This is a genomic window from Paramicrobacterium chengjingii (assembly GCF_011751765.2).
GTDB lineage: Bacteria > Actinomycetota > Actinomycetes > Actinomycetales > Microbacteriaceae > Paramicrobacterium > Paramicrobacterium chengjingii.
The window spans coordinates 2294751-2318824 of sequence record NZ_CP061169.1 but is presented as its reverse complement, the minus strand read 5'-3'; the positions used below and the strand labels follow the sequence as shown (position 1 = coordinate 2318824).

22 protein-coding genes and 1 tRNA gene are annotated in these 24074 nt (G+C 63.2%); 21 read left to right on the top strand and 2 right to left on the bottom strand.

Annotated elements, in window-relative coordinates:
• Positions 1-117: 117 nt before the first annotated feature.
• The 5 genes from HCR76_RS11300 to HCR76_RS11280 all read left to right on the top strand — a co-directional run bounded on the left by HCR76_RS11300 (position 118) and on the right by HCR76_RS11280 (position 3086).
• The gene (locus HCR76_RS11300; RefSeq protein ID WP_244971380.1) at positions 118-1104 is read left to right on the top strand and encodes a TadA family conjugal transfer-associated ATPase; all 987 of its coding nucleotides are present in this window, start codon (positions 118-120) and stop codon (positions 1102-1104) included.
• Positions 1101-2048, top strand: a complete 948-nt coding sequence (locus tag HCR76_RS11295) for a type II secretion system F family protein (protein ID WP_166991952.1) — start codon at positions 1101-1103, stop codon at positions 2046-2048. The genes HCR76_RS11300 and HCR76_RS11295 overlap by 4 nt, the downstream gene beginning before the upstream one ends.
• Before the next feature lie 150 nt (positions 2049-2198).
• A complete protein-coding gene (locus tag HCR76_RS11290; RefSeq protein ID WP_235934259.1) occupies positions 2199-2390 on the top strand; it encodes a DUF4244 domain-containing protein in 192 nt (63 codons plus the stop codon).
• Positions 2371-2709: a TadE family type IV pilus minor pilin gene (locus HCR76_RS11285; RefSeq protein WP_244971379.1), complete on the top strand. Its 339-nt coding sequence runs from the start codon at positions 2371-2373 to the stop codon at positions 2707-2709. Before HCR76_RS11290 ends, HCR76_RS11285 begins: the two co-directional genes overlap by 20 nt.
• 17 nt (positions 2710-2726) lie before the next feature.
• Positions 2727-3086, top strand: a complete 360-nt coding sequence (locus HCR76_RS11280; RefSeq protein WP_235934311.1) for an Rv3654c family TadE-like protein — start codon at positions 2727-2729, stop codon at positions 3084-3086.
• Here the strand turns inward: HCR76_RS11280 and HCR76_RS11275 are convergent.
• On the bottom strand, positions 3083-3319 hold the full coding sequence (locus HCR76_RS11275; RefSeq protein ID WP_166991958.1) for a hypothetical protein: 237 nt from the start codon (positions 3317-3319) through the stop codon (positions 3083-3085). The two genes, HCR76_RS11280 and HCR76_RS11275, sit on opposite strands and share 4 nt — an antisense overlap.
• 207 nt (positions 3320-3526) lie before the next feature.
• Here HCR76_RS11275 and topA point away from each other — a divergent pair, with 207 nt between their 5' ends.
• The 15 genes from topA (at position 3527) to HCR76_RS11200 (ending at position 20319) form a co-directional block, all read left to right on the top strand.
• A complete protein-coding gene (topA, locus tag HCR76_RS11270; RefSeq protein WP_166991961.1) occupies positions 3527-6271 on the top strand; it encodes a type I DNA topoisomerase in 2745 nt (914 codons plus the stop codon).
• Complete coding sequence (gene tmk / locus HCR76_RS11265) at positions 6268-6885, top strand: dTMP kinase (RefSeq protein WP_166991964.1); 618 nt, start codon at positions 6268-6270, stop codon at positions 6883-6885. Before topA ends, tmk begins: the two co-directional genes overlap by 4 nt.
• 285 nt (positions 6886-7170) lie before the next feature.
• Entirely contained in the window at positions 7171-8175 is a 1005-nt protein-coding gene (locus HCR76_RS11260; RefSeq protein ID WP_166991967.1) for a hypothetical protein, read from the top strand.
• 112 nt (positions 8176-8287) lie between these two features.
• Positions 8288-9418, top strand: coding sequence for a DNA polymerase III subunit delta' (locus HCR76_RS11255; RefSeq protein ID WP_166991970.1), 1131 nt, complete (start codon positions 8288-8290; stop codon positions 9416-9418).
• Positions 9419-9429: 11 nt separating this feature from the next.
• Positions 9430-10992, top strand: a complete 1563-nt coding sequence (locus HCR76_RS11250) for an alpha/beta hydrolase (RefSeq protein WP_166991973.1) — start codon at positions 9430-9432, stop codon at positions 10990-10992.
• A gap of 134 nt (positions 10993-11126) precedes the next feature.
• Positions 11127-11202: transfer RNA gene (locus HCR76_RS11245), tRNA-Thr, on the top strand.
• A 117-nt stretch (positions 11203-11319) separates the two neighbouring features.
• Positions 11320-13545, top strand: coding sequence for a heavy metal translocating P-type ATPase (locus tag HCR76_RS11240; protein ID WP_166991976.1), 2226 nt, complete (start codon positions 11320-11322; stop codon positions 13543-13545).
• Between the two features lie 36 nt (positions 13546-13581).
• On the top strand, positions 13582-14514 hold the full coding sequence (locus HCR76_RS11235; RefSeq protein ID WP_166991979.1) for an aldose 1-epimerase family protein: 933 nt from the start codon (positions 13582-13584) through the stop codon (positions 14512-14514).
• Between the two features lie 9 nt (positions 14515-14523).
• On the top strand, positions 14524-15516 hold the full coding sequence (locus HCR76_RS11230) for a Gfo/Idh/MocA family protein (protein ID WP_166991982.1): 993 nt from the start codon (positions 14524-14526) through the stop codon (positions 15514-15516).
• Between the two features lie 42 nt (positions 15517-15558).
• Positions 15559-16965, top strand: coding sequence for a D-alanyl-D-alanine carboxypeptidase/D-alanyl-D-alanine endopeptidase (gene dacB / locus HCR76_RS11225; RefSeq protein ID WP_244971378.1), 1407 nt, complete (start codon positions 15559-15561; stop codon positions 16963-16965).
• A 12-nt stretch (positions 16966-16977) separates the two neighbouring features.
• Positions 16978-17577 (top strand): isochorismatase family protein, encoded by a 600-nt coding sequence (locus tag HCR76_RS11220; protein ID WP_166991985.1) that lies wholly within the window; start codon positions 16978-16980, stop codon positions 17575-17577.
• 119 nt (positions 17578-17696) lie between these two features.
• Entirely contained in the window at positions 17697-18377 is a 681-nt protein-coding gene (locus tag HCR76_RS11215) for a hypothetical protein (protein WP_166991988.1), read from the top strand.
• Positions 18370-18666, top strand: coding sequence for a transcriptional regulator (locus HCR76_RS11210; RefSeq protein ID WP_166991991.1), 297 nt, complete (start codon positions 18370-18372; stop codon positions 18664-18666). The genes HCR76_RS11215 and HCR76_RS11210 overlap by 8 nt, the downstream gene beginning before the upstream one ends.
• The gene (locus tag HCR76_RS11205; protein ID WP_166991993.1) at positions 18663-19550 is read left to right on the top strand and encodes an ABC transporter ATP-binding protein; all 888 of its coding nucleotides are present in this window, start codon (positions 18663-18665) and stop codon (positions 19548-19550) included. Before HCR76_RS11210 ends, HCR76_RS11205 begins: the two co-directional genes overlap by 4 nt.
• Before the next feature lie 10 nt (positions 19551-19560).
• On the top strand, positions 19561-20319 hold the full coding sequence (locus HCR76_RS11200) for an ABC transporter permease (protein WP_166991996.1): 759 nt from the start codon (positions 19561-19563) through the stop codon (positions 20317-20319).
• 33 nt (positions 20320-20352) lie between these two features.
• Here the strand turns inward: HCR76_RS11200 and HCR76_RS11195 are convergent, their stop codons facing one another.
• Positions 20353-21795, bottom strand: a complete 1443-nt coding sequence (locus tag HCR76_RS11195) for a helix-turn-helix transcriptional regulator (RefSeq protein ID WP_166991999.1) — start codon at positions 21793-21795, stop codon at positions 20353-20355.
• A gap of 115 nt (positions 21796-21910) precedes the next feature.
• Between HCR76_RS11195 and HCR76_RS11190 the strand changes: the two genes are divergently transcribed.
• Positions 21911-23794: a phosphoenolpyruvate carboxykinase (GTP) gene (locus HCR76_RS11190; RefSeq protein WP_166992002.1), complete on the top strand. Its 1884-nt coding sequence runs from the start codon at positions 21911-21913 to the stop codon at positions 23792-23794.
• The last annotated feature ends 280 nt before the right edge of the window (positions 23795-24074 follow it).

Sequence of the window (24074 nt, the reverse complement as noted above, 5' to 3'; positions counted from 1 at the left end):
TGCCGTCCTCTGTTAATCGGTGGGACGCTTCTCCACAGGCACTGGAACGGGCACGGTTGTGCACAGGGCGGCAGACATCGGATGCCGGTTCCCGCCGCACTTTCTATGCTCACTCGCATGGAGTCCTTCGTTGCCGAGCCGTCGTTCGCACCCGTCGGCGATGCTCTTCGGCTGAAGCTTGCGTCGCAATGCGGCCCCCTTGCCGCGTACCTGGCCGCTGCCGACGTGACAGACATCGTCGTGAACGGCGGCGCTGGGCTCTGGTTCGATCGCGGCGCCGGCCTTGTTCGCGACCCGCTGTGGGACCTGCCAGAACAGCAGCTCCGCACTCTCGCGACACGGCTCATCGCGCTGGGCGGCAGGCACGTCGACGAGGCGACGCCGTGCGTCGACGTGCGGCTGCCAGGCGGCATCCGGGTTCATGCTGTTCTGCCTCCTGTCTCGACGACGGGCACCCTGCTGTCCATCAGAGTGCCGCGCTCAGGCCGACTCGATATCGGAGCCCTTCACTCCGCGGGCATGCTCGGTACCGACTCGAAATTGCGGATGCTGCATCGCGCGGTAGCGCGCCGCACCAACCTGCTGATCACTGGCGCCGCGGGAAGCGGCAAGACGACGCTGCTTGCCGCCCTGCTCGGTGAAGCAGATCCTGCCGACCGCATCGTTGCGATCGAAGACGTCGCTGAACTGCGTATTGAGCATCCACACGTTGTGTCGCTTGAGTCACGTCAGGCGAACCTCGAGGGAGCAGGGCGGATCGGGCTTGAGCAGTTGCTGCGAGAAGCATTGCGCATGCGACCGGACCGGCTGGTGCTGGGGGAGTGCCGTGGTGCCGAGATTCGCGAGCTGCTCGCCGCACTCAATACGGGACACGACGGTGGTGCCGGAACGTTGCACGCCAACTCCCTCGCTGACGTTCCCGCGCGGCTCGAGGCGCTCGGTGCACTCGCCGGCATGACGGTGGAAGCAATCGGGCGGCAGGCAGTGAGCGCCATCGGGCTCGTTCTGCATCTGGAGCGCGAGTCAGGAACACGCCGCCTTGCCCAGGTCGGCAGGCTGGCGCTCGTCGATGATCGTCTCGACGTTGTCGTGGACGAGTCATGAGGCGCCTGAGGGCACGTGTTGCGGCTCGGCACACTGTCGCCAAGCGCAATGCCCCGCCAGCGGTTGAGACCGTTGCGTCCATCGCCGAACGTGTCGCCGTGCTCATGGTCGGCGGCGTTGCTCCGGCGCTCGCATGGCACTATCTCGACGAATCGCTTGGTCGCCGCGACCCAGCCTCGCGTGTCGTGCATGCGGCGGCCACGGCAGACGACGTTCCGTCATGCCTCGCCTCCGCGGGCGACGACTGGCGTGTTCTCGCCGCCACGCTCGCCGTCTCTGCCCGGTGCGGTGCGCCTGCCGCAACGGCGCTTCATACACTCTCAGCCACACTTCGGGCGATCGGGCAGACGCAACGAGACATCGCCGCCGCGCTCGCCGGCCCCCGCTCGACGTCACGTCTGGTGATGCTGCTGCCCCTTGTGGGAATCGGCTTCGGGATGCTGTTGGGCTTCGACACCTGGGCCGCACTGGCAACCGCGCCCGGTGCCGTGTGCGGCGTGCTCGGTGCGCTGCTCATGCTCGGCGGATGGCGATGGAGTTCGGCTCTCGCGCGTCGTGCGCAGCCGCGCGACACCGCACCGGGGCTCATGGTCGATCTCACGGCCATCGCCCTCTCGGGCGGGGCGTCGGTGCCGCGAGCACGCGCGGTGATCGACGACGTCGCGGCTGACCTCGGGTTGGCCGGCGACTCGGGGGCAAGCGAGAGCGCTGTCGACGACGTTGTCGCGCTTGCCCAGCGCGCAGGCGTTCCGGCCGCAGATCTGCTGCGCAGCGAGGCCGCACGCATACGTCGCGACGCGGCATCCCGAGCAGCCGATGCCGCAGCCCGCCTGTCGACGCATCTCATGATCCCGCTCGGCGTGTGCGTGCTTCCTGCCTTCATGCTGCTGGGCGTCGCGCCGATGATGATCGGCATCATCTCGTCGACGAACCTCGGCATTTGAGGTGCGGCCCGCGTACCGTCATCCACATCGATTTCCAGGTGTCGCAGTCTCCACAGCATCCGCATGCGGCCACGCGCGGGGGCTGAAAGCGGCGCACACTGGTACCACTCGTGCCATCCCACCCCGCACAGGGGAGACGAAAGGATGCACATGCCATACTCCGTTTCATCCAGGGCACTGCTCGAGCGTCTTCATGACGACGAGGGAGCCGCAACAGCCGAATATGCCATCGCGACGATGGCCGCTGTCGGTTTTGCCGGCCTGCTCGTCGTAATTATGAAGAGCGACGAGGTGAAGGGCATTCTCACCGACCTGGTTCGCCGTGCGCTTACTGTCGACTGACAGCGAGCACGGCAGTGTCACGGCGGAGCTCGCTGTGGTGATCCCCGCCGTGATGCTCGTGCTCGCGCTCTGCATGTGGGGACTGCAGGCCACAGTTCTTCAGGTGAGAGTGACGGATGCCGCGGCCGACGCTGCGCGCACGCTGGCGCGGGGCGACAGCATGTCGCTTGCGCGCTCTCGTGCGGCAACTCTTGTCGACGGAGCACAGGTGTCGTCGTCGCACTCCGGCGATTTCGTCTGCGCAACGGTGTCCACACGATCCGCCGTACTGCCGATCACCGTCTCTGCTCGCGGCTGCGCACTCGCCGGAGGGCTCTGATGGTCGGGCCCGTGAGCATGCGGGCTTGGCTGAGCACACGGATGCCGCTGCATGACGAGCGTGGTGCGGCATCCGTTCTTGCGGTCGCCCTTGTCGCCGCGACCCTTCTCGCGACGGGCATTCTTGCGCCGCTCTGTGCCGCATACGCTGCGCGTCAGACGGCGGCCGGGGCAGCGGATGCCGCTGCGCTCGCCGCCGCCGACACGGCATCCGGTCTCGTTCCCGGTATTCCGTGCCAGGCTGCCGGGCGTGCCGCAGAGCTCAACGGGGCATCGCTCGTCGACTGCGACGTCACCGGGCTGATCGCGCTCGTGCAGGTGTCGACGACCGTGGTGGGTATGTCCATCACGGCGTCAGCTCGAGCGGGACCGCCCTAACTGTAGTTCGTCGTGCGGTAGCGATACCCGACGGCGCTGGGCTGGTCGGAGTCCTCCGAGTCGAACTCCTCGTTTCCCGAACGCGTATAGAGGTACGCCTTGCCCTCGTCGACCGGAACCTCGATCGACGGCTTGGCATCGCCTGAGGGCAAGAAGCCGACCGAGATCGTCTTCCCCTCAAGCGGGCCGTCCGTGAGCTTTGCGGTGTAGCTGCTGCCTGAGGTGTTGTTCATACCTTTATTCTGCGTGACGCGGCGGAATGCGCAAGGGGTCGGGGCGTATATGCCCTGCGTTGCTGACAAATGTGCGAAACTCTGTTCTCGGTACGTCAGTCGGCCCACCCATGGCGCGCGTCGTGCCGACGTTCAGAGTACATACAGGCCACGATGAGGTTACGTCGCAGGCGAGGTGTGTATGGTGTGCACGACGAAAGGAGTCGGGTGTCAGGCACGAAGAAGCTGGTCATCGTTGAGTCACCGACCAAGATGAAGTCCATTGCCGGGTATCTGGGTGAGGGCTATGAGGTGCTGTCGTCTGTCGGGCACATTCGAGACCTCGCGGAGCCCAAAAAGCTTCCCGCCGAGGTGAAGAAGGGCCCGCTCGGCAAGTTCGCCGTAGACATCGACAACGGCTTCGAACCGTACTACGTGGTCTCCGACGCAAAGAAGAAGACAGTTGCCGAGCTCAAACGTGCGCTGAAGAATGCCGACGAACTCCTGCTCGCCACTGATGAGGATCGCGAGGGTGAAGCCATCGCCTGGCACCTGCTGCAGGTGCTCAAGCCCACCGTCCCCGTCAAGCGCATGGTGTTTCATGAGATCACCAAAGACGCCATCCTCGCAGCCAAAGACAACACCCGTGAGCTCAACATCTCCCTCGTCGACGCACAAGAGACTCGGCGTATTCTCGACCGCGTCTACGGCTACGAGATCTCGCCTGTGCTGTGGCGCAAGGTTGGCCCCGGTCTCTCTGCCGGTCGCGTGCAGTCTGCCGCGACACGCCTCGTCGTCGACCGTGAGCGCGAGCGTCTCGCCTTCGTCACGGCGTCGTACTGGGATCTCACCGCAGAGGTGACCCCCGCTGGTGCCGACAGCAGCTTCGAGGCAAAGCTCGTGCGACTCGACGGAACTCGCGTCGCCACGGGCCGTGACTTTAACGACGCCGGCACCCTCACCGCGAAGGTGCGTCAGCTTGATGAGGCCGGAGCCACAGCGCTCGCCGCCACACTGAGCTCTGGCGGCACCTCCGCGCGCATCTCCACCATGGAGACGAAGCCCTACTCGCGCCGCCCCGCCGCACCCTTCATCACGTCGACGCTTCAGCAAGAAGCAGCGCGCAAGCTGCGCTTCTCTGCTCGGCAGACCATGAGCGTCGCCCAGTCGCTGTACGAAAACGGGTACATCACCTATATGCGTACCGATTCAGTATCGCTATCGAAGCAGGCGACGGATGCTGCCCGCGCGCAGGCCCGCTCGCTGTACGGCGACGACGCTGTTCCTGAGAAGCCCCGGCTGTACTCCGGCAAGTCGAAGAACGCGCAGGAAGCTCATGAGGCGATTCGTCCCTCGGGTGACACCTTCCGCACCCCTGCTTCACTGCAAAGCTCCATCCACGGCAACGACTTCAAACTGTACGAGCTCATCTGGAAGCGCACTGTCGCCAGCCAGATGGCTGACGCGAAGGGGCAGACCGCCACGGTCACGGTCGAGGCAGAGCTGCAGGGCAGCGATGTCGCGAAGACGGCCGAGCTGACGGCATCCGGTACCGTCATCACATTCCGCGGATTCCTCGCCGCCTACGAAGAAGGTCAAGACGAGGTGCGCGGCGACCGAGACAAGAACGCCAAGCTTCCACCCATGACCGAGGGGCAGGTTGCAGGGCTCTCTGACGTCGAGGCAAAGGGCCACGAGACAAGCCCGCCGCCACGCTACACAGAGGCAAGCCTCACGAAACGGCTCGAAGAGCTGGGCATCGGGCGGCCGTCGACCTATGCGCAGATTCTGTCGACCATCGTTGACCGCGGCTACGTCACACAGCGTGGCACCGCACTTGTTCCGAACTGGATAGCGTTCAGCGTTGTGCGGCTGCTGGAAGAGCATTTCAGTGATCTCGTCGAATATGACTTCACCGCGGGCATGGAAGAAGATCTCGACCGCATCGCGGCCGGAGAGGCCAAGCGAGTTGACTGGCTCGGCGACTTCTACTTCGGCAACGATCAGCACGCCGGTCTGCGCCACGTCGTCGATAACCTCGGCGAGATCGACGCCCGTGAGATCAACTCGGTGCGCATCGACGACCAGATCACGCTGCGAATCGGCAAGTACGGGCCGTATCTCGAAGTGATCGACGACGACGCGACACCGGATGCTGCAACGGGGGAGATCCCCGTGCGACGCATCAACATTCCCGAAGGCCTCGCACCGGACGAACTGACGCTCGCCAAGGCGCGCGAGCTCAAGGACGCACCTGTTATTCACGATCGTGAGCTCGGGCAGAACCCCGAGAGCGGCAAGACGATCGTCGTCAAGGACGGACGCTTCGGCCCATACGTCACAGAGCTCGAGCCTGAACCGGAGGAGCCCGCAGCCGACGCGCCGAAGAAGAAGGCGAAGAAGGGGCCCAAGCCACGCACGGCATCGCTCTTCACATCAATGTCACCCGAGACGGTCGACCTGAATCAGGCGTTGCAGCTGCTGAGCCTTCCCCGCGTGGTGGGAGAAGACCCGGAGTCGGGTGAGCCGATCACCGCGCAGAATGGCCGGTTCGGGCCGTACTTGAAGAAGGGCACAGATTCGCGTTCGCTCGAGGGCGAAGAGCAGATCTTCGGTATCGACCTTGCGGGGGCTCTCGCGATTTTCGCTCAGCCGAAGTACGCGGGCCGTCGCGCTTCGAGCGCGCTGAAGGAGTTCGACGCCGATCCCGAGAGCGGCAAGCCCATTCGTGTGAAGGACGGCCGGTTCGGACCGTATGTCACCGACGGCACAACGAATGTCACGATCCCGAAGGGTGAAGACCCTCAGGACATGACGTTTGATCGTGCCGTTCAGATGCTCGCTGATAAGCGGGCTAAGGGTCCGGCGAAAAAGCCTGCGGCGAAGAAGGCTCCGGCCAAGAAGAAGGCCGCCGCCAAGAAGCCGGCCGCCAAGAAGCCGGCCGCGAAGAAGAGCACGCCGAGCGCAGAATGAGCGGCTTGTTCATTACGCTCGAGGGTGGCGATGGCGCGGGCAAGTCGACGCAGGCGCAGCTTCTTGAGCAGTGGCTCGTCGGCCTCGGCCGCACCGTCGTGCGCACCCGAGAGCCTGGCGGCACCGACGTGGGGGAGCAGATTCGCGAGATCGTGCTTCATCATCGGGGTGACATCGCTCCGCGCGCGGAGGCGCTGCTCTATGCGGCCGACCGTGCACACCACATCGCAACGAAGGTGCGCCCAGCACTCGAGGCGGGCAACGTTGTAATTCAGGACCGCTACATCGACTCGTCCGTGGCGTATCAGGGGGCCGGACGCGTGCTCTCCGGCGACACGATTCGCGACCTCTCGTTGTGGGCGGTCGACGGGCTGCTTCCCGACCTCACCGTGTTGCTCGACCTCGACGAGACGGCAGCGCGCGAGCGCCTCGACGCCGCCAAGAAGCGGTTTGACAGGCTCGAGGCCGAGAAGGCCGAGTTTCACGCACGGGTGCGCGCTGCCTACCTCGAGCTGGCAGCATCCGACTCTCGATTCATCGTGCTCGATGCGTCGCGTGCGCCGGAGGAGATCGCGGCCGATGTCCGTGTCCGTGTGGAGACGTTGCTCGGCTGAGCGTGCTGGATTGCGCGTGCTGCGCTGGACTCTGACACTGTGCATGGCTGCGGACGATGTGCAATGGTGTGCGGATGCACGTTGTCCATACGTCGGAACATTGCGTTGGCAGTCGGAGCGTGACCCGCGAGAATGTGCACGCCTGCGGACATTGTGGAGTGGTGTGCGGATGCAGGTTGTCCGTATGGTGATACGTCGTCCACAGCTTGCGAGAGCAACTACGTCGTTCACACATCGCCCCCCCTGCCGCGGGGCCGTGCCGGGGTGGCGTGGCACGGTTGACGCATGATGATGAAGCTCACGAAACTTGCGGTTCCGCAGCCGAAGCTGCTTCTCACAGGACGGGGCGCAACGACTCACGACGTTTCGCGCGCAATCCGCCGACAGTGCGACTCCGGCGAGCTTATCCGACTCGGACGCGGCGCTTATCTCGCAGCATCCGAATGGGCCGCCCTCGACGATCGCGCACGACACATCGCACAGATGCGCGCCGCGCAGGCCCGTCATTCGACGCCAATCGTCTTTGTTCATGACTCAGCAGCTGCGGTGCTCGACTATCCCGCTTACGGCTATTTCAGTACAGTGCCGCAGGCAATCAGCAGACAGCCAAGGCAGTCGACGTCGCAGCTTCGCTGGCACAGAGGTGAGTTGGCCGACGACGAGATCGTTGAGTGCGACGGCTTCTTCATCACGTCGCCAGAGCGGACGCTATGGGATATTGCGTGCACGGCACCGTTTGCGCGTGCCGTGGGAATGCTGGATGCGGGCATTCGCACTCTGCGGCCAAAGGATGCTGCGGTGAGTGCACCGCGCGTCGACAGAGAGCACCTGCTTGAGCGCGTCTCGAAGCGTTCGGGAAAGCGCGGTACGGTGCGCGCGGCGCGGTCGATCGGTTTTGCACGAGACGGTGCCGACAGCCTGGGGGAATCACTCAGTCGAGTTCAGGAGTATCTGTTCGGATTCGAGGAGCCCGAATTGCAGGTCACAGTGAGCGATGTCGATGGGGACATCGGTGTGGCAGACCAGTGCTGGCGGGAGCACCGATTGCTTGGAGAATTCGACGGCTATGAAAAGTACACACGCAATCGGTATACGCACGGAAAAGCGCCATCGGATGTCGTATTCGACGAAAAGGTTCGGGAGGATCGAATGAGGGCGACCGGCGGAGGAATGGCCAGGTGGCTGTGGGTCGATGCCCACAGCGGCTCTCGGCTTGCGGCGATCCTAACCCGAGCGGGTCTGCCGCGCGAGTCTCGGCCGCGCGACGACTGGGGAGGGATGCCACGGTAACGGCTGCGCGCGGGGAGTCCCGCGAGGGCGAACTCCAAATTTGAGACTGGTTGCGCCGCAGATACGGTGACGGCGGGAACAGCTGTCTGAGGGCGCAGGTAGGCTATACGACGTGAGCGCATGGGATGATCTGACGGGGCAATCGGATGCCGTTGAGGTTCTGCGCTCCGCAGCATCCGGTTTGAGCTCGTCGATGACTCATGCGTGGCTCATCACCGGGCCACCGGGGTCAGGGCGCTCGAACATCGCCTACGCATTTGCCGCTGCCCTGCTCAGCGGCGACCCCGACAGCGACCCGCACACAGTAACCCAGGTCGACTCACGCACGCACCCCGACCTGTCGATTCTGCGCACCGAGAACGTCACGTACAAGATCGACGAAGTACGAAAGTTCGCAACGACGTCGTACTACTCACCCTCTGCCGGTCGCTACCGCGTCATGGTGATCGAAGACGCCGATCGCATGACCGAGCGCACCTCCAACGTGCTGCTCAAAGCGCTTGAAGAACCCCCAGAGCGCACAGTATGGGTGCTGTGCGCACCGAGCGACGCCGACATGCTTCCCACCATCCGCAGCCGCGTCCGCACCCTGCGGCTCAGCATGCCGACAATCGATGATGTTGCTGCGCTTCTGCAGGTGCAATTAGGAGTGGATGCTGTCACAGCAGAGCGCGCCGCGCGCCTCGCACAAAGCCACATCGGAATGGCCAAACGTCTTGCCACTGACGCAGACGCTCTCAGCCGCCGCGAACGCACACTGCGCACCGCACTAGCCATGCACAACGTCACTGATGCCGTCATGGCCGCCGCGGGAATGCTTGAGATCGCGGGTGACGACGCCAAAGCCTTCACGGCTGAGCGTGATGACGCCGAGCGCGCAAGTGCACTGCGTTCACTCGGAGTCGAACCCGGGGGGACGGTGCCACCGGCACTGCGCAGCCAGCTCAAGGCACTCGACGACGAGCAGAAGAGGCGCGCGACTCGCAGTCTGCGAGATGGCATCGATCGCATTCTCATCGATCTGCTCTCGCTCTATCGCGACATCACTATGGTGCAGCTCGGACGAGACTCGGTCATCATCAACCGTGAGTTCGCTGATGACCTGCGTCGCGCCGCCGAATCCACAGAGCCGGCACGTACGCTTCACACGATGGATGCGCTGCAGCAGGCCAGAACGCGCATTGCCGGCAACGTCGCACCCGCACTTGCCCTCGAGGCAGCATTGGTGACGGCAATCCGCTGAATGGGAGGACCATGAGAAAGAATCGCGCTCGTCGACTGGTGGTCGTGGCGTTTGCCGCCGCCCTTGTCGTGCCCTTAAGCGGATGCTTCACAGCGTTCATTCCTCCCAAAGACGACCAGACAACGTCATCAACTCCGAAGCCGCAGCCGACGACGACGGGCACGACGGCCGAAGAGTTCTATGCGCAAGACGTCGAATGGTCGACGGACTCCTGCCCGTCCAACTTCGAGTGCGCTACGGTGCGCGCTCCCATGAACTGGGACGAGCCGGAGGCCGGCGAGATTGAACTCGCTCTCATCCGCAGCAAGGCCAAAGGCGATGCCCAAGGATCTCTTCTCGTCAACCCCGGCGGACCCGGTGGATCGGGTTTTGACTTCGTCAAAGACAGTCTCGACTACGCCGTCGATGCCGACCTCAAGGACAACTTCGACATCGTCGGGTTTGACCCGCGCGGAGTGGGCAGGTCGACCGCTGTGAAGTGCTACGAGCCGGCCGAAATGGACGAGTACCTCTACGGCCTGCCCGAGAACACCGACGTCGGCAGTGATGCCTGGATCGACGAGATGGCCACGAGCGCCACCGACTTCGGCAAGGCGTGCCTCGACAACACGGGGCCGTTGCTGGAATTCATCACGACAGTGCAGGCTGCGAAAGACCTCGATCTGCTGCGTGAGGTTCTCGGGGACGACACATTGAATTACCTGGGTTACTCATACGGAACATTCTTGGGTGCGACGTACGCAGAGTTGTTCCCCGACAAGGTCGGTCGTCTTGTTCTGGACGGCGCCATCGACCCGTCGACGAGCAACTTCGAGGTGTCGAAGTCTCAAGCGAAGGGCTTCGAAGACGCCTTGACTGCCTTTCTCACAAACTGCATAGACAGCAACAGCGACTGCGCGTTCTCGGGCAGCGTCGACGACGCACGCGAGACGATCGTGGACCTGATCTCCTCCGTCGACGAGTCACCGCTGAAGGGGTCAGACGGGCGGATGCTCGGAGCGAGCACGCTGATCACCGCCATCATTCTTCCGCTCTACTCGCCTGACAGCTGGGAGTACCTCAACGTCATGCTGAACGACGTCATGGCTGGAGACGCAGCCAACGCATTCTCCTTCGCCGATCAGTACAACGGGCGCGAAGCCGATGGAAGCTACATGGACAACTCAACCGAGGCGTTCATGGCGTACAACTGCCGCGACTACACCTACGACGACGACCCTTCGACCATGGAGAAGCAGGCGGACGAGATCGACGAAATTGCGCCCGTTTTTGGGCCCTACATGGGCTACGGTGACATCGGTTGCGCGAATTGGCCATTTACCGACGGCGCTGAACGCAGCGAGATTCATGCAGACGGCGCAGACCCGATTCTCGTCGTCGGCACGACAGGCGATCCGGCCACTCCGTACCAGTGGGCAGAGAACCTCGCCGAGCAGCTCGATTCGGGACAGCTCGTGACGTATAAGGGCGAGGGGCACACGGCCTACAACAAGGGTTCGCAGTGCGTCAACGACGTTGTCGACGACTACCTCATCGACGGCTCTGTTCCCGACAAAGACCCTAAGTGTTCGTAACCCGTTGACCGTGCCCAGGGGCGACGCTCGTTGAGAGCGACGTCGTCGAAGCCGGGGCACGTCCGTGGTCACGAAAGAGGTTCAGAACGTGTAATATGGATCGCTGTGCGCGCACATTGATCGTGTCGTGCTAGGCCGCCTTAGCTCAGTTGGTAGAGCGATTCACTCGTAATGAATAGGTCGTCGGTTCGATTCCGACAGGTGGCTCCATTAGACCCCCTCTTCCCTGCAGAAGCTCAGAGAAGAGGGGGTTCTTCGTGTGCCCGTGCGGCGCGTGGTCAGCGCGTTCGATTGATACCCCCAAGGGGTATAGGGTACGCTGGCGTCATGCAGCCGCAAGGAAGTTTCGAACTCGACGTCACAGGCATGACATGCGCGTCGTGCGCTATGCGCATCGAGAAGAAGCTGAATCGCCTGGACGGTGTCGAGGCGAGCGTCAACTATGCGACGGAGAAGGCGCGGGTGAACGTTCCCGCCAATTACGACCCGCAGGTGCTTATCGATGAGGTCGAGAAGACGGGGTACGCAGCGACGCTTCCTCAGCAGAAGCGCGAACAGGATGCCAGAGCCGACGCGCCGGACGCGGAGCTCTCAAGCCTGAGGCAACGACTCGTCGGATCCACCGCGCTATCGGTTCCTGTGATCGTTCTCGCGATGGTTCCCGCACTGCAGTTCGTCAATTGGCAGTGGGCATCTCTCGCGCTCGCAGCCCCCGTTGTCGTCTGGGCCGGCTGGCCGTTCCACCGTGCGGCCTGGATGAACCTGCGTCACGGCGCAGCCACCATGGACACGCTGGTGTCGATGGGAACCATCGCGGCATTCCTCTGGTCGCTGTACGCGTTGTTTTTCGGCACAGCTGACATGCCTGGCATGACGCATGAGTTCTCGTTCGCGATCGAGCGTTCCGACGGCGCGGGCAACATCTACCTCGAGGTCGCCGCCGGTGTCACCACGTTCCTGCTCGCCGGCCGATATGCCGAGAAGCGCTCAAAGCGACGTGCGGGGGCCGCGCTGAAGTCACTGCTCGACATGGGGGCGAAGTCCGTTGCGATCGTGCGTGACGGCATTGAGGGGCACATCCCGATTGAGCAACTCGCTGTCGGCGATGAGTTCATTGTGCGTCCTGGCGAGAAGATTGCCACGGACGGCCGCATCGTGAACGGGCAGTCGGCCGTCGACGAGTCGATGCTCACCGGCGAGTCCGTACCCGTCGAAGTGACGGTTGGTGACGACGTTACGGGTGCAACCGTGAATGCGTCCGGAGTGCTCACTGTGCGTGCCTCCCGGGTCGGCTCCGACACGCAGCTCGCGCAGATGGCCGCCCTCGTTGAAAACGCACAGTCGGGCAAGGCAGCGCTGCAGCGCTTGGCGGACCGCGTCTCGGCTGTATTCGTACCCGTCGTGATCGGCATTGCGCTCGTCACCCTCACACTGTGGCTTCTGCTCGGAGCCGACCCCGCTTCGGCGTTCACCGCAACCGTAGCCGTGCTCATCATCGCCTGCCCGTGCGCACTCGGACTCGCTACGCCGACAGCGCTTCTTGTCGGTACCGGTCGCGGTGCGCAGCTCGGCATTCTCATCAAGGGGCCCGAGGTGCTTGAATCGACGAAGAAGGTCGACACGATAGTTCTCGACAAGACGGGCACGGTCACCACGGGAACAATGACAATGACGGATGCTGTCACTGCGACAGGCGTCGACGCCGACGAACTTGTGTTCCGTGCTGCAGCAGCCGAGAACGGTTCTGAGCATCCGATTGCCCGAGCCATCGTTCGCGCGGCGGCATCCGCACTTCAGCCTGCGACCGACTTTCGCTCCGTCGAGGGCCTCGGCGTGCGCGCCACGGTGCTCGGATGCGAGATCGCTGTGGGTCGCACTCGCCTGATGAAACAGCTCGGCCTGGTGCCCGACGACACGGTTACCGCAGCCACCAACGACGCGGAGAAGCGCGGGAGCACTGCCGTGCAGGTCGGCTGGGACGGCCGGGTTCGGGGAGTACTCATCATCTCCGATGCGGTGAAGCCCTCCAGCGCCGCCGCCGTGAGACAACTGCGCGACCTCGGCCTCGACGTTGTGCTGCTGACCGGCGACAACGAAACGGTTGCCCGCCGGGTGGCCCAGGAGGTGGGGATCACCCGCGTACGGGCCGGAGTCATGCCGGCAGACAAAGTGAATGTCGTCGCGTCGCTGCAGAGCAGCGGCCACGTTGTCGCCATGGTCGGCGATGGAATCAACGATGCTGCGGCGCTCGCCACGGCCGACCTCGGGCTGGCCATGGGAACGGGAACTGACGTCGCAATGAATGCCGCCGACATTACGCTCGTGCGCGGCGACCTGCGCAGCGCCGCCGACGCTCTTCGGTTGTCGCGCCGCACCCTCGGCACGATCACGGGGAATCTGTTCTGGGCCTTCGCCTATAACGTCGCGGCGATTCCGCTCGCCGCGCTCGGCCTGCTCAACCCCATGCTGGCTGGTGCGGCGATGGCGCTGTCGAGCGTGTTCGTCGTGGGCAACAGCCTGCGCCTTCGCCGATTTGTCTCGGCGTCTCGCTGAACGCCGCGCGACAGCATCCGCCTAGAATTGCATGACATGAGCGCACCATGGAATCCGACAGGCACCAGCTTCACCGTCACTCGCGGGTCAAGCTCGCTGATCGTCACGGAGGTGGGGGCGACACTGCGTGACCTGGTGCTCGACGGCGTTCGTGTTGCCGAGACCTTCGCCGAAGACGGAGCACCCACGTCGTCGCAGGGTGCCGTGCTCGTGCCCTGGCCCAATCGCGTGCGTGATGGTCAGTGGGTGCTCGAAGGCGCTGATGGGCAACGCACCGTACAGCAGCTCGACCTCACGGAGCCCGCACGGCACAACGCTTCGCATGGCCTGCTGCGCACCCAGGCATACACGCTCAGCGAATCGGACCCCTCGAGCATCACACTTTCGGCAGACATCCACCCGCAGCGGGGTTATCCGTTCAGCCTGGCAACCTCCGTGCGCTACGCGCTGGGCGACGCGGGGCTCACCGTGACGCACACGATCGCCAACCACGGCACGACGGCTGCACCCGTGGGTGTCGGCACTCACGGTTACTACCGCATCGGCGACATCGACAGCGATCAGCTGACGCTCACGAGCTCCGGTGAGAGCCTCATCGAAGTAGACGAGCGAATGAACCCGGTGCGCACCGTTCCAGTGCCCGCCCACAAAGATCTTAGGCAGGGGCGTCGCGTCGCTGAGCTCTCGCTCGACGATGCGTATACGCGGCTTCACGACTCCAACGATCGGGTGGAGCATGAACTGGCGGCCGACGACGGCAGAACGGTGTCGGTATGGGCCGAGGCAGCCTTCGCCTGGGTGCAGTTCTACACCTCCGATCGCGTGCGAGCTGACGGTACACGATCCATCGCCATCGAGCCCATGACGATGCCCGCAGATGCATTCAACAGCGGCGACGGTGTCGCGTGGGTGCACCCAGGCGAAACCTGGACCGGATGCTGGGGAGTGACGTACCGCGCGACCCAATAAGCTGTTGTCATGTCGACACCGCACGCATTGCGCTGGGGAATCCTCGCCCCCGGAGGAATTGCCCGCACCTTCACCTCAGATCTTCTGCTGAACGGGTTCACCGTCACCGCCGTCGGGTCGCGCTCGCTTGAGCGCTCCCGCGCATTCTCCACCGACCTCGGAATCGAACGCGCATACGGCACGTACGAGGAACTGGTTGGCGATCCCGAGGTCGATGTGGTGTACGTCGCATCGCCGCACAGCTTTCACGCCGAGCAGGCGACGCTCGCGCTCACAGCGGGTAAGCATGTGCTCGTCGAGAAGCCATTCACGATGAATGAGGAGGAGGCGCGCGGAGTCGCCGAACTGGCAGCGAGTCGTGGGCTCGTCGTGCTCGAGGCGATGTGGACGCGCTATCTCCCACATATGCGGCGCGTGCGGGAGATCATCGGCGAAGGCACCCTCGGCGAGATCGTCTCGGTCACGGCCGATCATACGCAGCACATCCACGTCGCCCCGGAACACCGCATGATGGATCTGCATCTCGGCGGCGGAGCGCTGCTTGACCTTGGCATTTACCCTCTCTCGTTCGTGGTCGACATCCTCGGGCTTCCCGACCGCATCGACGCGACGGCGCAGCTCACCGATACCGGCGTCGACGCGCAGGTCTCGGCCGTCCTCAGCTACGACAGCGGGGCAATGGCGACGACGTTCAGCTCGATGCGCGGGGCGGGCCCCAACCAGGCGAGCATCATCGGCACCGACGCCCGCATCGATCTGGACCGGGTCTGGTACGCGGCCACGTCATTCCGCACGACGACGACGGCCGGCGATGTTCTTGAAGAGTTCACGAGCGAGGTGAACGGCAGAGGGATGCACTATCAAGCACTTGAGCTCGAGCGCCTCGTCGCCGCGGGGGAGACGTCCGGAACCATTCTCTCTCCCCGGGAGTCCGTCGAGATTATGGGAGTGCTCGACGAAGTGCGCCGCCAGATCGGTGTGATTTACCCCAGCGAGAACTGACGCGGCGTACCCTTCCCGGACTCACCCGCTAAAATCAAAGGCGTGTCCATCCCTCCTCGATCCTCATGGCGTCGGCGCGCCCTCTGGGTCGTCGGTACAGTCGGCGCTGTGCTGCTTGCCGGGGGTTCCCTCGCAGCTGGAGCGGCGTTCGAGAGCCCGACGGCCCTCGCAGCAAGTGCCAGCGCCACGCCGACTCCAACGCCAACGCCTGACCCCCGGCCGGTCGCCGAGTCTCCGGTGCCCGCGAACGGCATCCGTCAGTGCTCTGTCGCCGACGCGGCATCCGACCCGCTGCTTCACACGCTGCAGGCGCGCGTCGTCAACGCTCAGACCGGAGAGCTTCTCTATGACCGCGATTCCACGCACCCCGCCGCCACCGCGAGCAACCTCAAGCTGATCACCGCTGCCGCCGCACTCGAGACCTTTGGCCCTGACTTTCGCATCTCCACTCCGGTGATGGAGGGCAGCGATCCCGGAACGATCGTGCTTGTCGGCCAAGGCGATATGACGCTCAGCCGTATGCCCTCAGGGCAAGAGTCGGTGTATCCGGGTGCCGCACACTTAGACGCATTGGCTGCGGCGGTTCAGAAGGCGTGGACCGCCGCTGGCCACACCGAGGCCATCAGCCGCATCATTCTCGACAGCAGCGCATTCACAGGCGAAACGTGGCTCCCCAGTTGGGACACCAAGGGAATGCGGGAAGGGTATCAGTCGCACGTGACCGCGCTGCAGGTCGATGCCGACCGGTTCTACCCCGCGAACGAGTATTCGCCGAGGGGGAGCGACCCCGTTTCGCGGGCTGGAGAGGCGTTCGCATCGTACTTCCCCGGCGCAACGACTTCTCTCGGAACGGCGCCAGAGGATGCCGAGCAACTCGCCGCCGTCGAATCACCGCCTGTGAGCGCCCTCGTCGAGTACATGCTGCGGTACAGCGACAACATGATCGCCGAGTCGCTCGGGCGCCTTGTTGCGATCGAAGAAGGTGCGGGCAGCACGTTCGCCGCGCTCGCCGATGGGATTCCCGCGGCGCTCGACCCCATTGGAATCGACACGAGTGACCTGACGATCGTCGATGGCTCGGGCCTCAGCGCGCTGAACGCCGTGCCCAATAGCTACTTTACGAAGCTGCTGCGCGGCATTGAGCTCGGCGAAATCGACATGCCGTCGATTCTGGAGGGGCTGCCGGTCGCGGGCGAGACGGGCACATTGCGTTACGACAGCCGATTCTCAGGGGACGCCGAGGTGGCGACCGGGCACGTGAGGGCGAAGACCGGGTGGATTCAGACGGCGTATACGCTGTCAGGTGTGATCGATGCCGACGACGGAACGACCTTGATCTTCTCGATCTACGCGCTCGGAGACGAGCCGCTGCCGAGCACGACCGCCCACGCGGTGGATATGCTGGCCACCGGCTTTTATCGTTGCGGAAACACCCTGTCGAATATGTGAATTGGAGTACCTGTGACGCGCGCATTGCTGATCATCGATGTTCAGAACGACTTCACGGAAGGCGGAGCGCTCGGCGTTTTCGGCGGAGCCGATGTCGCCCGCAATGTCACTCGATGGCTGAACCTTGCTTCCCGACGCTATGGAACGGTTGTCGCCTCGCGTGACTGGCACCATGCGACTGACGACAACGGTGGCCATTTTGCGCCAGACGGCGTAGACCCTGACTTTGTCTCGACGTGGCCCGTGCACTGCGTCGCCGACACTCAAGGAGCCGAGTATCACCCGGCCTTCGACACGTCGCCCGTGAGCATCCATGTGCGCAAAGGGCAGGGTGTTCCCGCGTACTCGGCGTTCCAGGGAGAGACCGACGACGGTCGCACACTCGTTCGGGCACTGACCGAGGCCGGAGTCACCGAGATCGACGCGGTCGGCATCGCGACAGATCATTGCGTGCGAGCATCCGTTCTTGACGCAATTGACGCCGGGATGCACGTGACGGTGCTGACTGATCTGATCGCCGGTGTCGCCGCCGAACCCAGTGCAGCCGCCCTCGATGAGATGGCCGTGCACGGCGCAATCCTCGCAAAATCGAGCGAAGTGCCGACCGAGTAGATCAGCGCTGTCGTCAGGGGATCCGAGGTTCGCCTCGGATCCCCTTTTTGCGTTGTGGCGAGTGCTGACTTTTCACAAAGCTATTGCATTGACAAAGTACTTTGTGTTACAAAGTAGCTATGAATGACAACGCACATGAGGAACCTCGCGACGAGGCACTTGACCCCGCCGAGATGCTGCGACTGCTGAATGACCAGCAGAAGAGTGTTGAGTCACAGTTCTCGAGCATTGCGTGGAAGGTCTCGGCGATCTGGGGAATCGCGTGGACGATCGGGTTCGGTGCCGTCTGGCTCGTCGACGGTTTGAAACCGGCATTTTCGATCCCGAAGACCTCCGGGTACATCGTTCTCGGCGTCGTCGTGAGCATTGCCGTGGTCGTGTCTGTCGTCTCCGGAGTTCGCTCTGGTCGAGGAGTGAGAACGACGAAAGCCGACGCGTTCGTTGCCGCAGCCTACGGATCCACGTGGCCGCTGACGATGATCGGCTTCTGGTTATTCGGTATGGCGCTGCTGTCGCAAGGGATGAGCGACACAACGACGGAGTTCTACTTCTCCTCCGGATTTGTGCTCATGACAGGCTTCATGATGGCGGTATCCGCCGCGGTCTGGAAAATGAAGTCGGCACTGGCGGTCGGCGTGTGGCTCGTGATCATCGCAGCTGTCGCACCGTTCTTCGGCACTCCGGGCAACTATCTCTTTCTCGCCATGAGCGGGGGCCTCGTGTTCATCGGGTTCGCCGTAGCGATCGCCGCTTACAACGCCGGCCTCAAGCGCCGGGTCACGGGCGGGAATCATGGCTGACCTCGATCCCGTCATTCACGCGCAGGCCCGGCTGCGCATCACATCGGCGCTGGCGACGCTCGGTAAAGAGGAGGCCATCACATTTCCTCGACTCCAGCAGATCCTCGCCATGACAGCCGGCAACCTCTCGACGCACCTTCGAAAGCTCGAGGACGCGGAGTACGTCACTGTCGAGAAAGCGATCGAGGGGCGATCGCCGGTCACCTACATCGCCTTGACCACCCTCGGACGACGTCGATTCGAGGACTACACCGAATCGCTCAGAAGCCTACTTGGAGGCACAGCATGACCGCACTCGCTAGTTTTGAAAACGTGACGCGCACGTTCGGTGACGTGACGGCACTCGACGATGTGTCGTTGAATATCGACTCTGGCCGCATCGTAGGACTGCTTGGGCCCAATGGTGCGGGAAAGACGACGCTGCTTTCCCTGCTGCAAGGACTTCGACGCCCGACGAGTGGGCGAGTGACGCTTCTCGGCGGAGACCCCAGCGACTATCGAGCTCGCCAGAAGCTCGGCTGCACACCACAGGAGACCGCGCTTCCGCAGGCGCTGCGCGTCGGCGAGATCATCCGCTTCGTCTCACGGCACTTCGAGGACCCGGTGGCTGTCGATGAGATAGCCGCAGAATTCGGGCTCTCCGACATGCTCGGCAAACAAGCGGGAGCGCTCTCGGGCGGGCAAAAGCGTCGGCTCTCCGTCGCCCTCGCTTTCGTCGGCAGCCCGATGCTCGTGCTCCTCGATGAGCCGACGACGGGGCTCGACGTCGATGCGCGGCGCACGCTCTGGGAAGCCGTTCGCCGTCAGCACGAACGCGGAGCGACAGTCGTCGTTACGAGTCACTACATCGACGAGATCGAGGCTCTCGCACAGCGTGTAATCGTCGTCGACGGGGGCCACGTCATCGCCGATGACAACCTTGACGCGATTCTGAGCCAGGTGCAGGGCCGGATGCTGCGTATGTCGACTCCGCAGCCTGATGTCATTTCGACACTCGACGGCGTTCGTCATCACCGGGAAGAAGGTGACGGGACGCACACCTTCTTCGTGTCGGATGGCGATGAGCTCGTCGCGGACATCGTTCGCAGAAACATCCCGTTCTCAAATCTGTCTCTGCGCGGGGCCACCCTCGAAGAGGCATTCCTGTCGCTCACCGAGAAGACGTTGGTTTAAGGAGATCGCCATGTCGAACACCACACTTCGCCTCGCCGGCGTGCACGCTAAGTATGCGCTGATCGAGACCTTTCGCATTCCCATCGCTGTCATCGGATCGATGGCATTTCCCGCTCTGGGACTGTTGTTCTTCGTCGTGCCCCAGCCGTATGTAGCGCAGAATCCGCTCTTCGCTACGCAGGCGGTCGTCTCGATGAGCGTCTTCGCCGTGATGGCGAACTCCTTGTTCGCCTTCGGAATCTCTATCTCTGAGGATCGTGAGAAGCCGTGGGATCCCTACGTGCGCACCCTTCCCGTACCCGGAGTGGCGCGCGTGCTCTCGTACGTCTTCTCGATAGGGCTCATGGGCATGGTGGCTATACTGCCCGTGCTTCTGATCGGTGCGATCTTCACAGCAGCGGAAGCAACAATTGGCGGAATTGTTCTCGGCTTTATCGCACTGGCGCTGTCATCCCTTCCGTTCATGATGATCGGCGTTGCCGTCGGCTACGCGATGCCGTCCAAGGCCGCGATCGCCGTGGTGCAGATCGTGATGTTCGGATTCGCGTTTGCCGGCGGACTGTTTCTTCCGCCCGTGATGTTCGCTGACTGGCTGAACACTCTCTCGCGGTTCTTCCCATCTCGTCAAGCACGCGAATTGGTCATCTGGGCCGTGCAGGGCGGAGCGCTCGAACCGTGGACCTGGCTCGGGCTGATCGCCTGGCTTGTTGTCACAGGCGCGCTCGCGCTGATGCTCTATCGCCGCGACGAAGGTCGCCGCTTTCGCTAAGGGCTCTCAGCGCAGACGTGGCCGACTCACATATCACTCACTCATCGCGTGACGATCGAGAAAGTTATATACCTCGTTGTCATCGACACCGGGGAACCGTCCAGAGGGAAGCGGCGCGAGCACCTGTGTGTGCAATCGCGCGCTCGGCCACGATTTGTCACGCCACTTCTCTGCGAGTTCGTCCGAGGGACGCTGGCAGCACGACTCGTCTGGGCACTGGGACTCCACACGGCGTTGCGTCTCGCGTCCGCGAAACCACTTCGCATCATCAAACGGCACGCCAACCGAGATCGAATACTCACCTGCCGTCGTCGATCCCGTCTGCGTCGAGCACCAGAACGTTCCCACCGGAGTGTCTGTGAACTGGTACTGCTCCGTCGTGCGGTTGCGGCGGGTGAAAGCCGAACGGGCGCTCCACTTGCGGCAGACGCGTTGTCCCTCGATCGAGCCCGTGACATCGCTGGGAAGAGGGATGCCGTCGTTCTCGTAGCCCTTTTGCAGCATCCCTTCGTCGGTGACCCGCAGAAAATGCAGTTTCATGTCGAGCTGCGATGTGGCCAGGTTAGTGAGACGAAGACCTGCCGCCTCGTGGGTCACACCGAACGCATCGCGAAAGTCTTCTACCGCGAGGTTGCGGTTCTTCTTGGCTTCGCCGAGAAAGGAGACGGCCTTCGTCTGCGGCATGAGGCAGCAGGCGGCGAAGTAGTTGATTTCGAGACGCTGTTTCAGAAATTGAGCGTAGCTCGTGGGCACTGTGTGTCCCAGCAGTCGATGCGCCATCGCCTGCAGCGCCATGGAGCGGAGCCCGTGACCGCCGGGAATTGACGCGGGAGGGAGGTAGATACGGCCGTTCTCCAGATCGGTGATCGAACGAGCAGAATTCGGCAGGTCGTTCACATAGAGCAGTTCGAAGCCGAGTTGCTCCGCCATGATGCCGACAGTGCGGTGGGTGAGCGCGCCCGTGGAATGCCCTGCCGCAGTCACTCGCTCTTCGGCAACCTTTTCGATCTCGGGAAGGTAGTTGTCTTGTGCGCGCATCATTGCCCGAAGCTCGGTGTTCGCCCGTCTGGCTTCTTCTGGCGTTGCGATTGCCTCTGTCGCCCGCCGCTGCAGCTCACGGTGTAGTCCCACAATTGACTCGAGCATGTCATCGCTCACGCCCCGGTTCGGTTTCACCGTCGGCAAGCCGAGCGTCGAATAGAGCGGCCCTGCCTGAGCGTCGAGCAGCTCGAGTTCGAGGGCAGCTCTGCGTGACGGTGGTTCACGCGTCAGCAGATCTGTCAGGGGAACATTCACAGCATCGGCGATTGCCGTGAGCAGCGACAGCTTGGGTTCGCGTTTGCCGTTCTCGATGAGCGAGAGCTGACTGCCTGTGACGCTCACGGCTGAGCCCAGTGCATCGAGGGTGAGCCCGGCTTGCGTGCGAAAGTGGCGGACGCGGTGCCCGAGGGTAGCGAGATCGCTCGAAGTGGCCATGATTCAACAGTATCGTAAGAATTGCATTTCTTGACACGCAAGTTCGACAGCATAAGCCGAAACCATGCCCCAAAGTGGAGATAGGACATGATCTTGACACCGCACGGAGGCGTAAATGTCACTCGCAGAACTCATCGGACAACGGATCAATGAGAGTGAAACGACGGAAGACGGTAGCACCGTCAATTTCACGTCGTATCAGCGAGAAGGCCTGAGTGGCCTTGACGAGCTGCGTACCTGGGTCGCCGAGGTCGCCGAGCTGACACAACCCGATGACGTCGTGTGGTGCGATGGCTCCCGCGGAGAGTTCGACCGCCTGACCAAGCAGATGGTTGCTGAAGGCAAGCTCATCAAGCTGAACCCCGAATGGCGTCCCAACAGCTACCTCGCACGTTCGACCCCATCCGACGTGGCGCGCGTCGAGGCACGCACCTTCATTGCCAGTGAGGCAGAAGAGGATGCCGGTCCCACCAACAACTGGGCCGAGCCGACCGAGATGCGCGAGACGCTCAACAGCGTGTTCACGGGCAGCATGCGTGGTCGCACAATGTACGTGGTTCCGTTCTCGATGGGCCCCGTGGGCGGGCCGCTTTCACAACTCGGCGTTCAGGTGACGGACTCGGCGTACGCCGTCGTTTCGATGAACATTATGACCCGCATGGGCGACGAGGTACTGAACCTCATCGCAAACGGAGCATCCTGGATCAAGGCCTACCACTCGGTCGGAGCGCCGTTGCAGCCGGGCGAGCAGGACGTGGAGTGGCCGTGCAACGACGAAAAATACATTGTGCAGTTTCCCGAGAGCCGTGAGATCTGGTCATACGGTTCCGGATACGGCGGAAATGCCTTGCTCGGCAAGAAGTGCTTTGCCTTGCGCATTGCGAGTGTCATGGCTCGTGACGAGGGCTGGCTTGCCGAGCACATGTTGCTCATTCGCGTCACTGACCCGAACGGACGTGCTTACCACGTTGCCGCAGCATTCCCGTCCGCGTGCGGAAAGACGAACCTGGCAATGTTGCGCCCAACGATTCCCGGCTGGAAGGTCGAAACGATCGGAGACGACATCGCGTGGCTGCGCCCAGGCGATGACGGTCGGCTGTGGGCGATCAACCCTGAGGCCGGCTTCTTCGGGGTCGCGCCGGGGACGGGCGACTCCACGAACGTCACAGCCGTCGAGACGCTCTGGGGCAATACGATCTTCACGAACGTCGCTCTGAGAGACGATGGGGACGTGTGGTGGGAGGGCCTCACCGACACGCCACCCGATCACCTCATCGATTGGGAAGGGAACGACTGGACTCCCGATTCCGGCCGCCCAGCTGCGCACCCCAATTCTCGATTCACCGTCGCTGCGGCGCAGTGCCCGCAGATGGCACCCGACTGGGAGGCTGACGGCGGTGTTCCTCTTGACGCGATCCTGTTCGGCGGTCGCCGTGCCACGAACGTGCCTCTGGTTGTCGAAGCTTCTGACTGGAGCCACGGCGTGTTCATGGGAGCGACGATCTCGAGTGAGCGTACCGCCGCTGCCGAGGGAACCGTCGGAGAGCTGCGCCGCGACCCGTTCGCAATGCGCCCCTTCTGCGGATACAACATGGCCGACCACTGGTCGCACTGGCTCTCCATCGGATCGAAGCTTCGCTTCGATCGTGCCCCACGCATCTACCAGGTCAACTGGTTCCGCAAGGGCGACGACGGCCGCTTCCTCTGGCCAGGCTTCGGCGAGAACTCGCGTGTGCTCGACTGGATCGCTGCCCGACTCTCCGGCAAGGTTTCCGCAGAGACGACGCCAATCGGGCGCCTACCGCAGCTTGACGACATCAATCTCTCGGGGCTCGATGTTACACGCGACGACCTTGAGGAGCTCTTCTCTGTAAACCGCGAAGGATGGCTTGAAGAAGCCGACCTCACCGAGGAATTCTTCCAGATGTTCGGCGCAAAGGTGCCGGCGGCGCTACGCGCTGAGCTTGAGGCTTTGCGCTACCGCCTGACCAAGGAGTAAAAGACCACCGCGGTGCGCGCCGGGGGACACAGTGCGCGCACCGCGGTCATTCCCGCCAGCGGTGGGGAGGTGGGCCGGAATAGCGCCTTGGCCGGACGGTTCCGGAACACCTCCTCGCTCCTGGAGCGAAAGAAACGGGTGGCACATGCCAGTGGGGCGTGCGTGTGCCGCCCGTTTTGCTGTGCATCTTGGCACATTCTGTGAGCAATCCGTGCATTCCCAGCGGTCGGCGCACGAGAAATGATCGGTCGGAGTAAGTTGGAAACGAGAGTTTTCGACT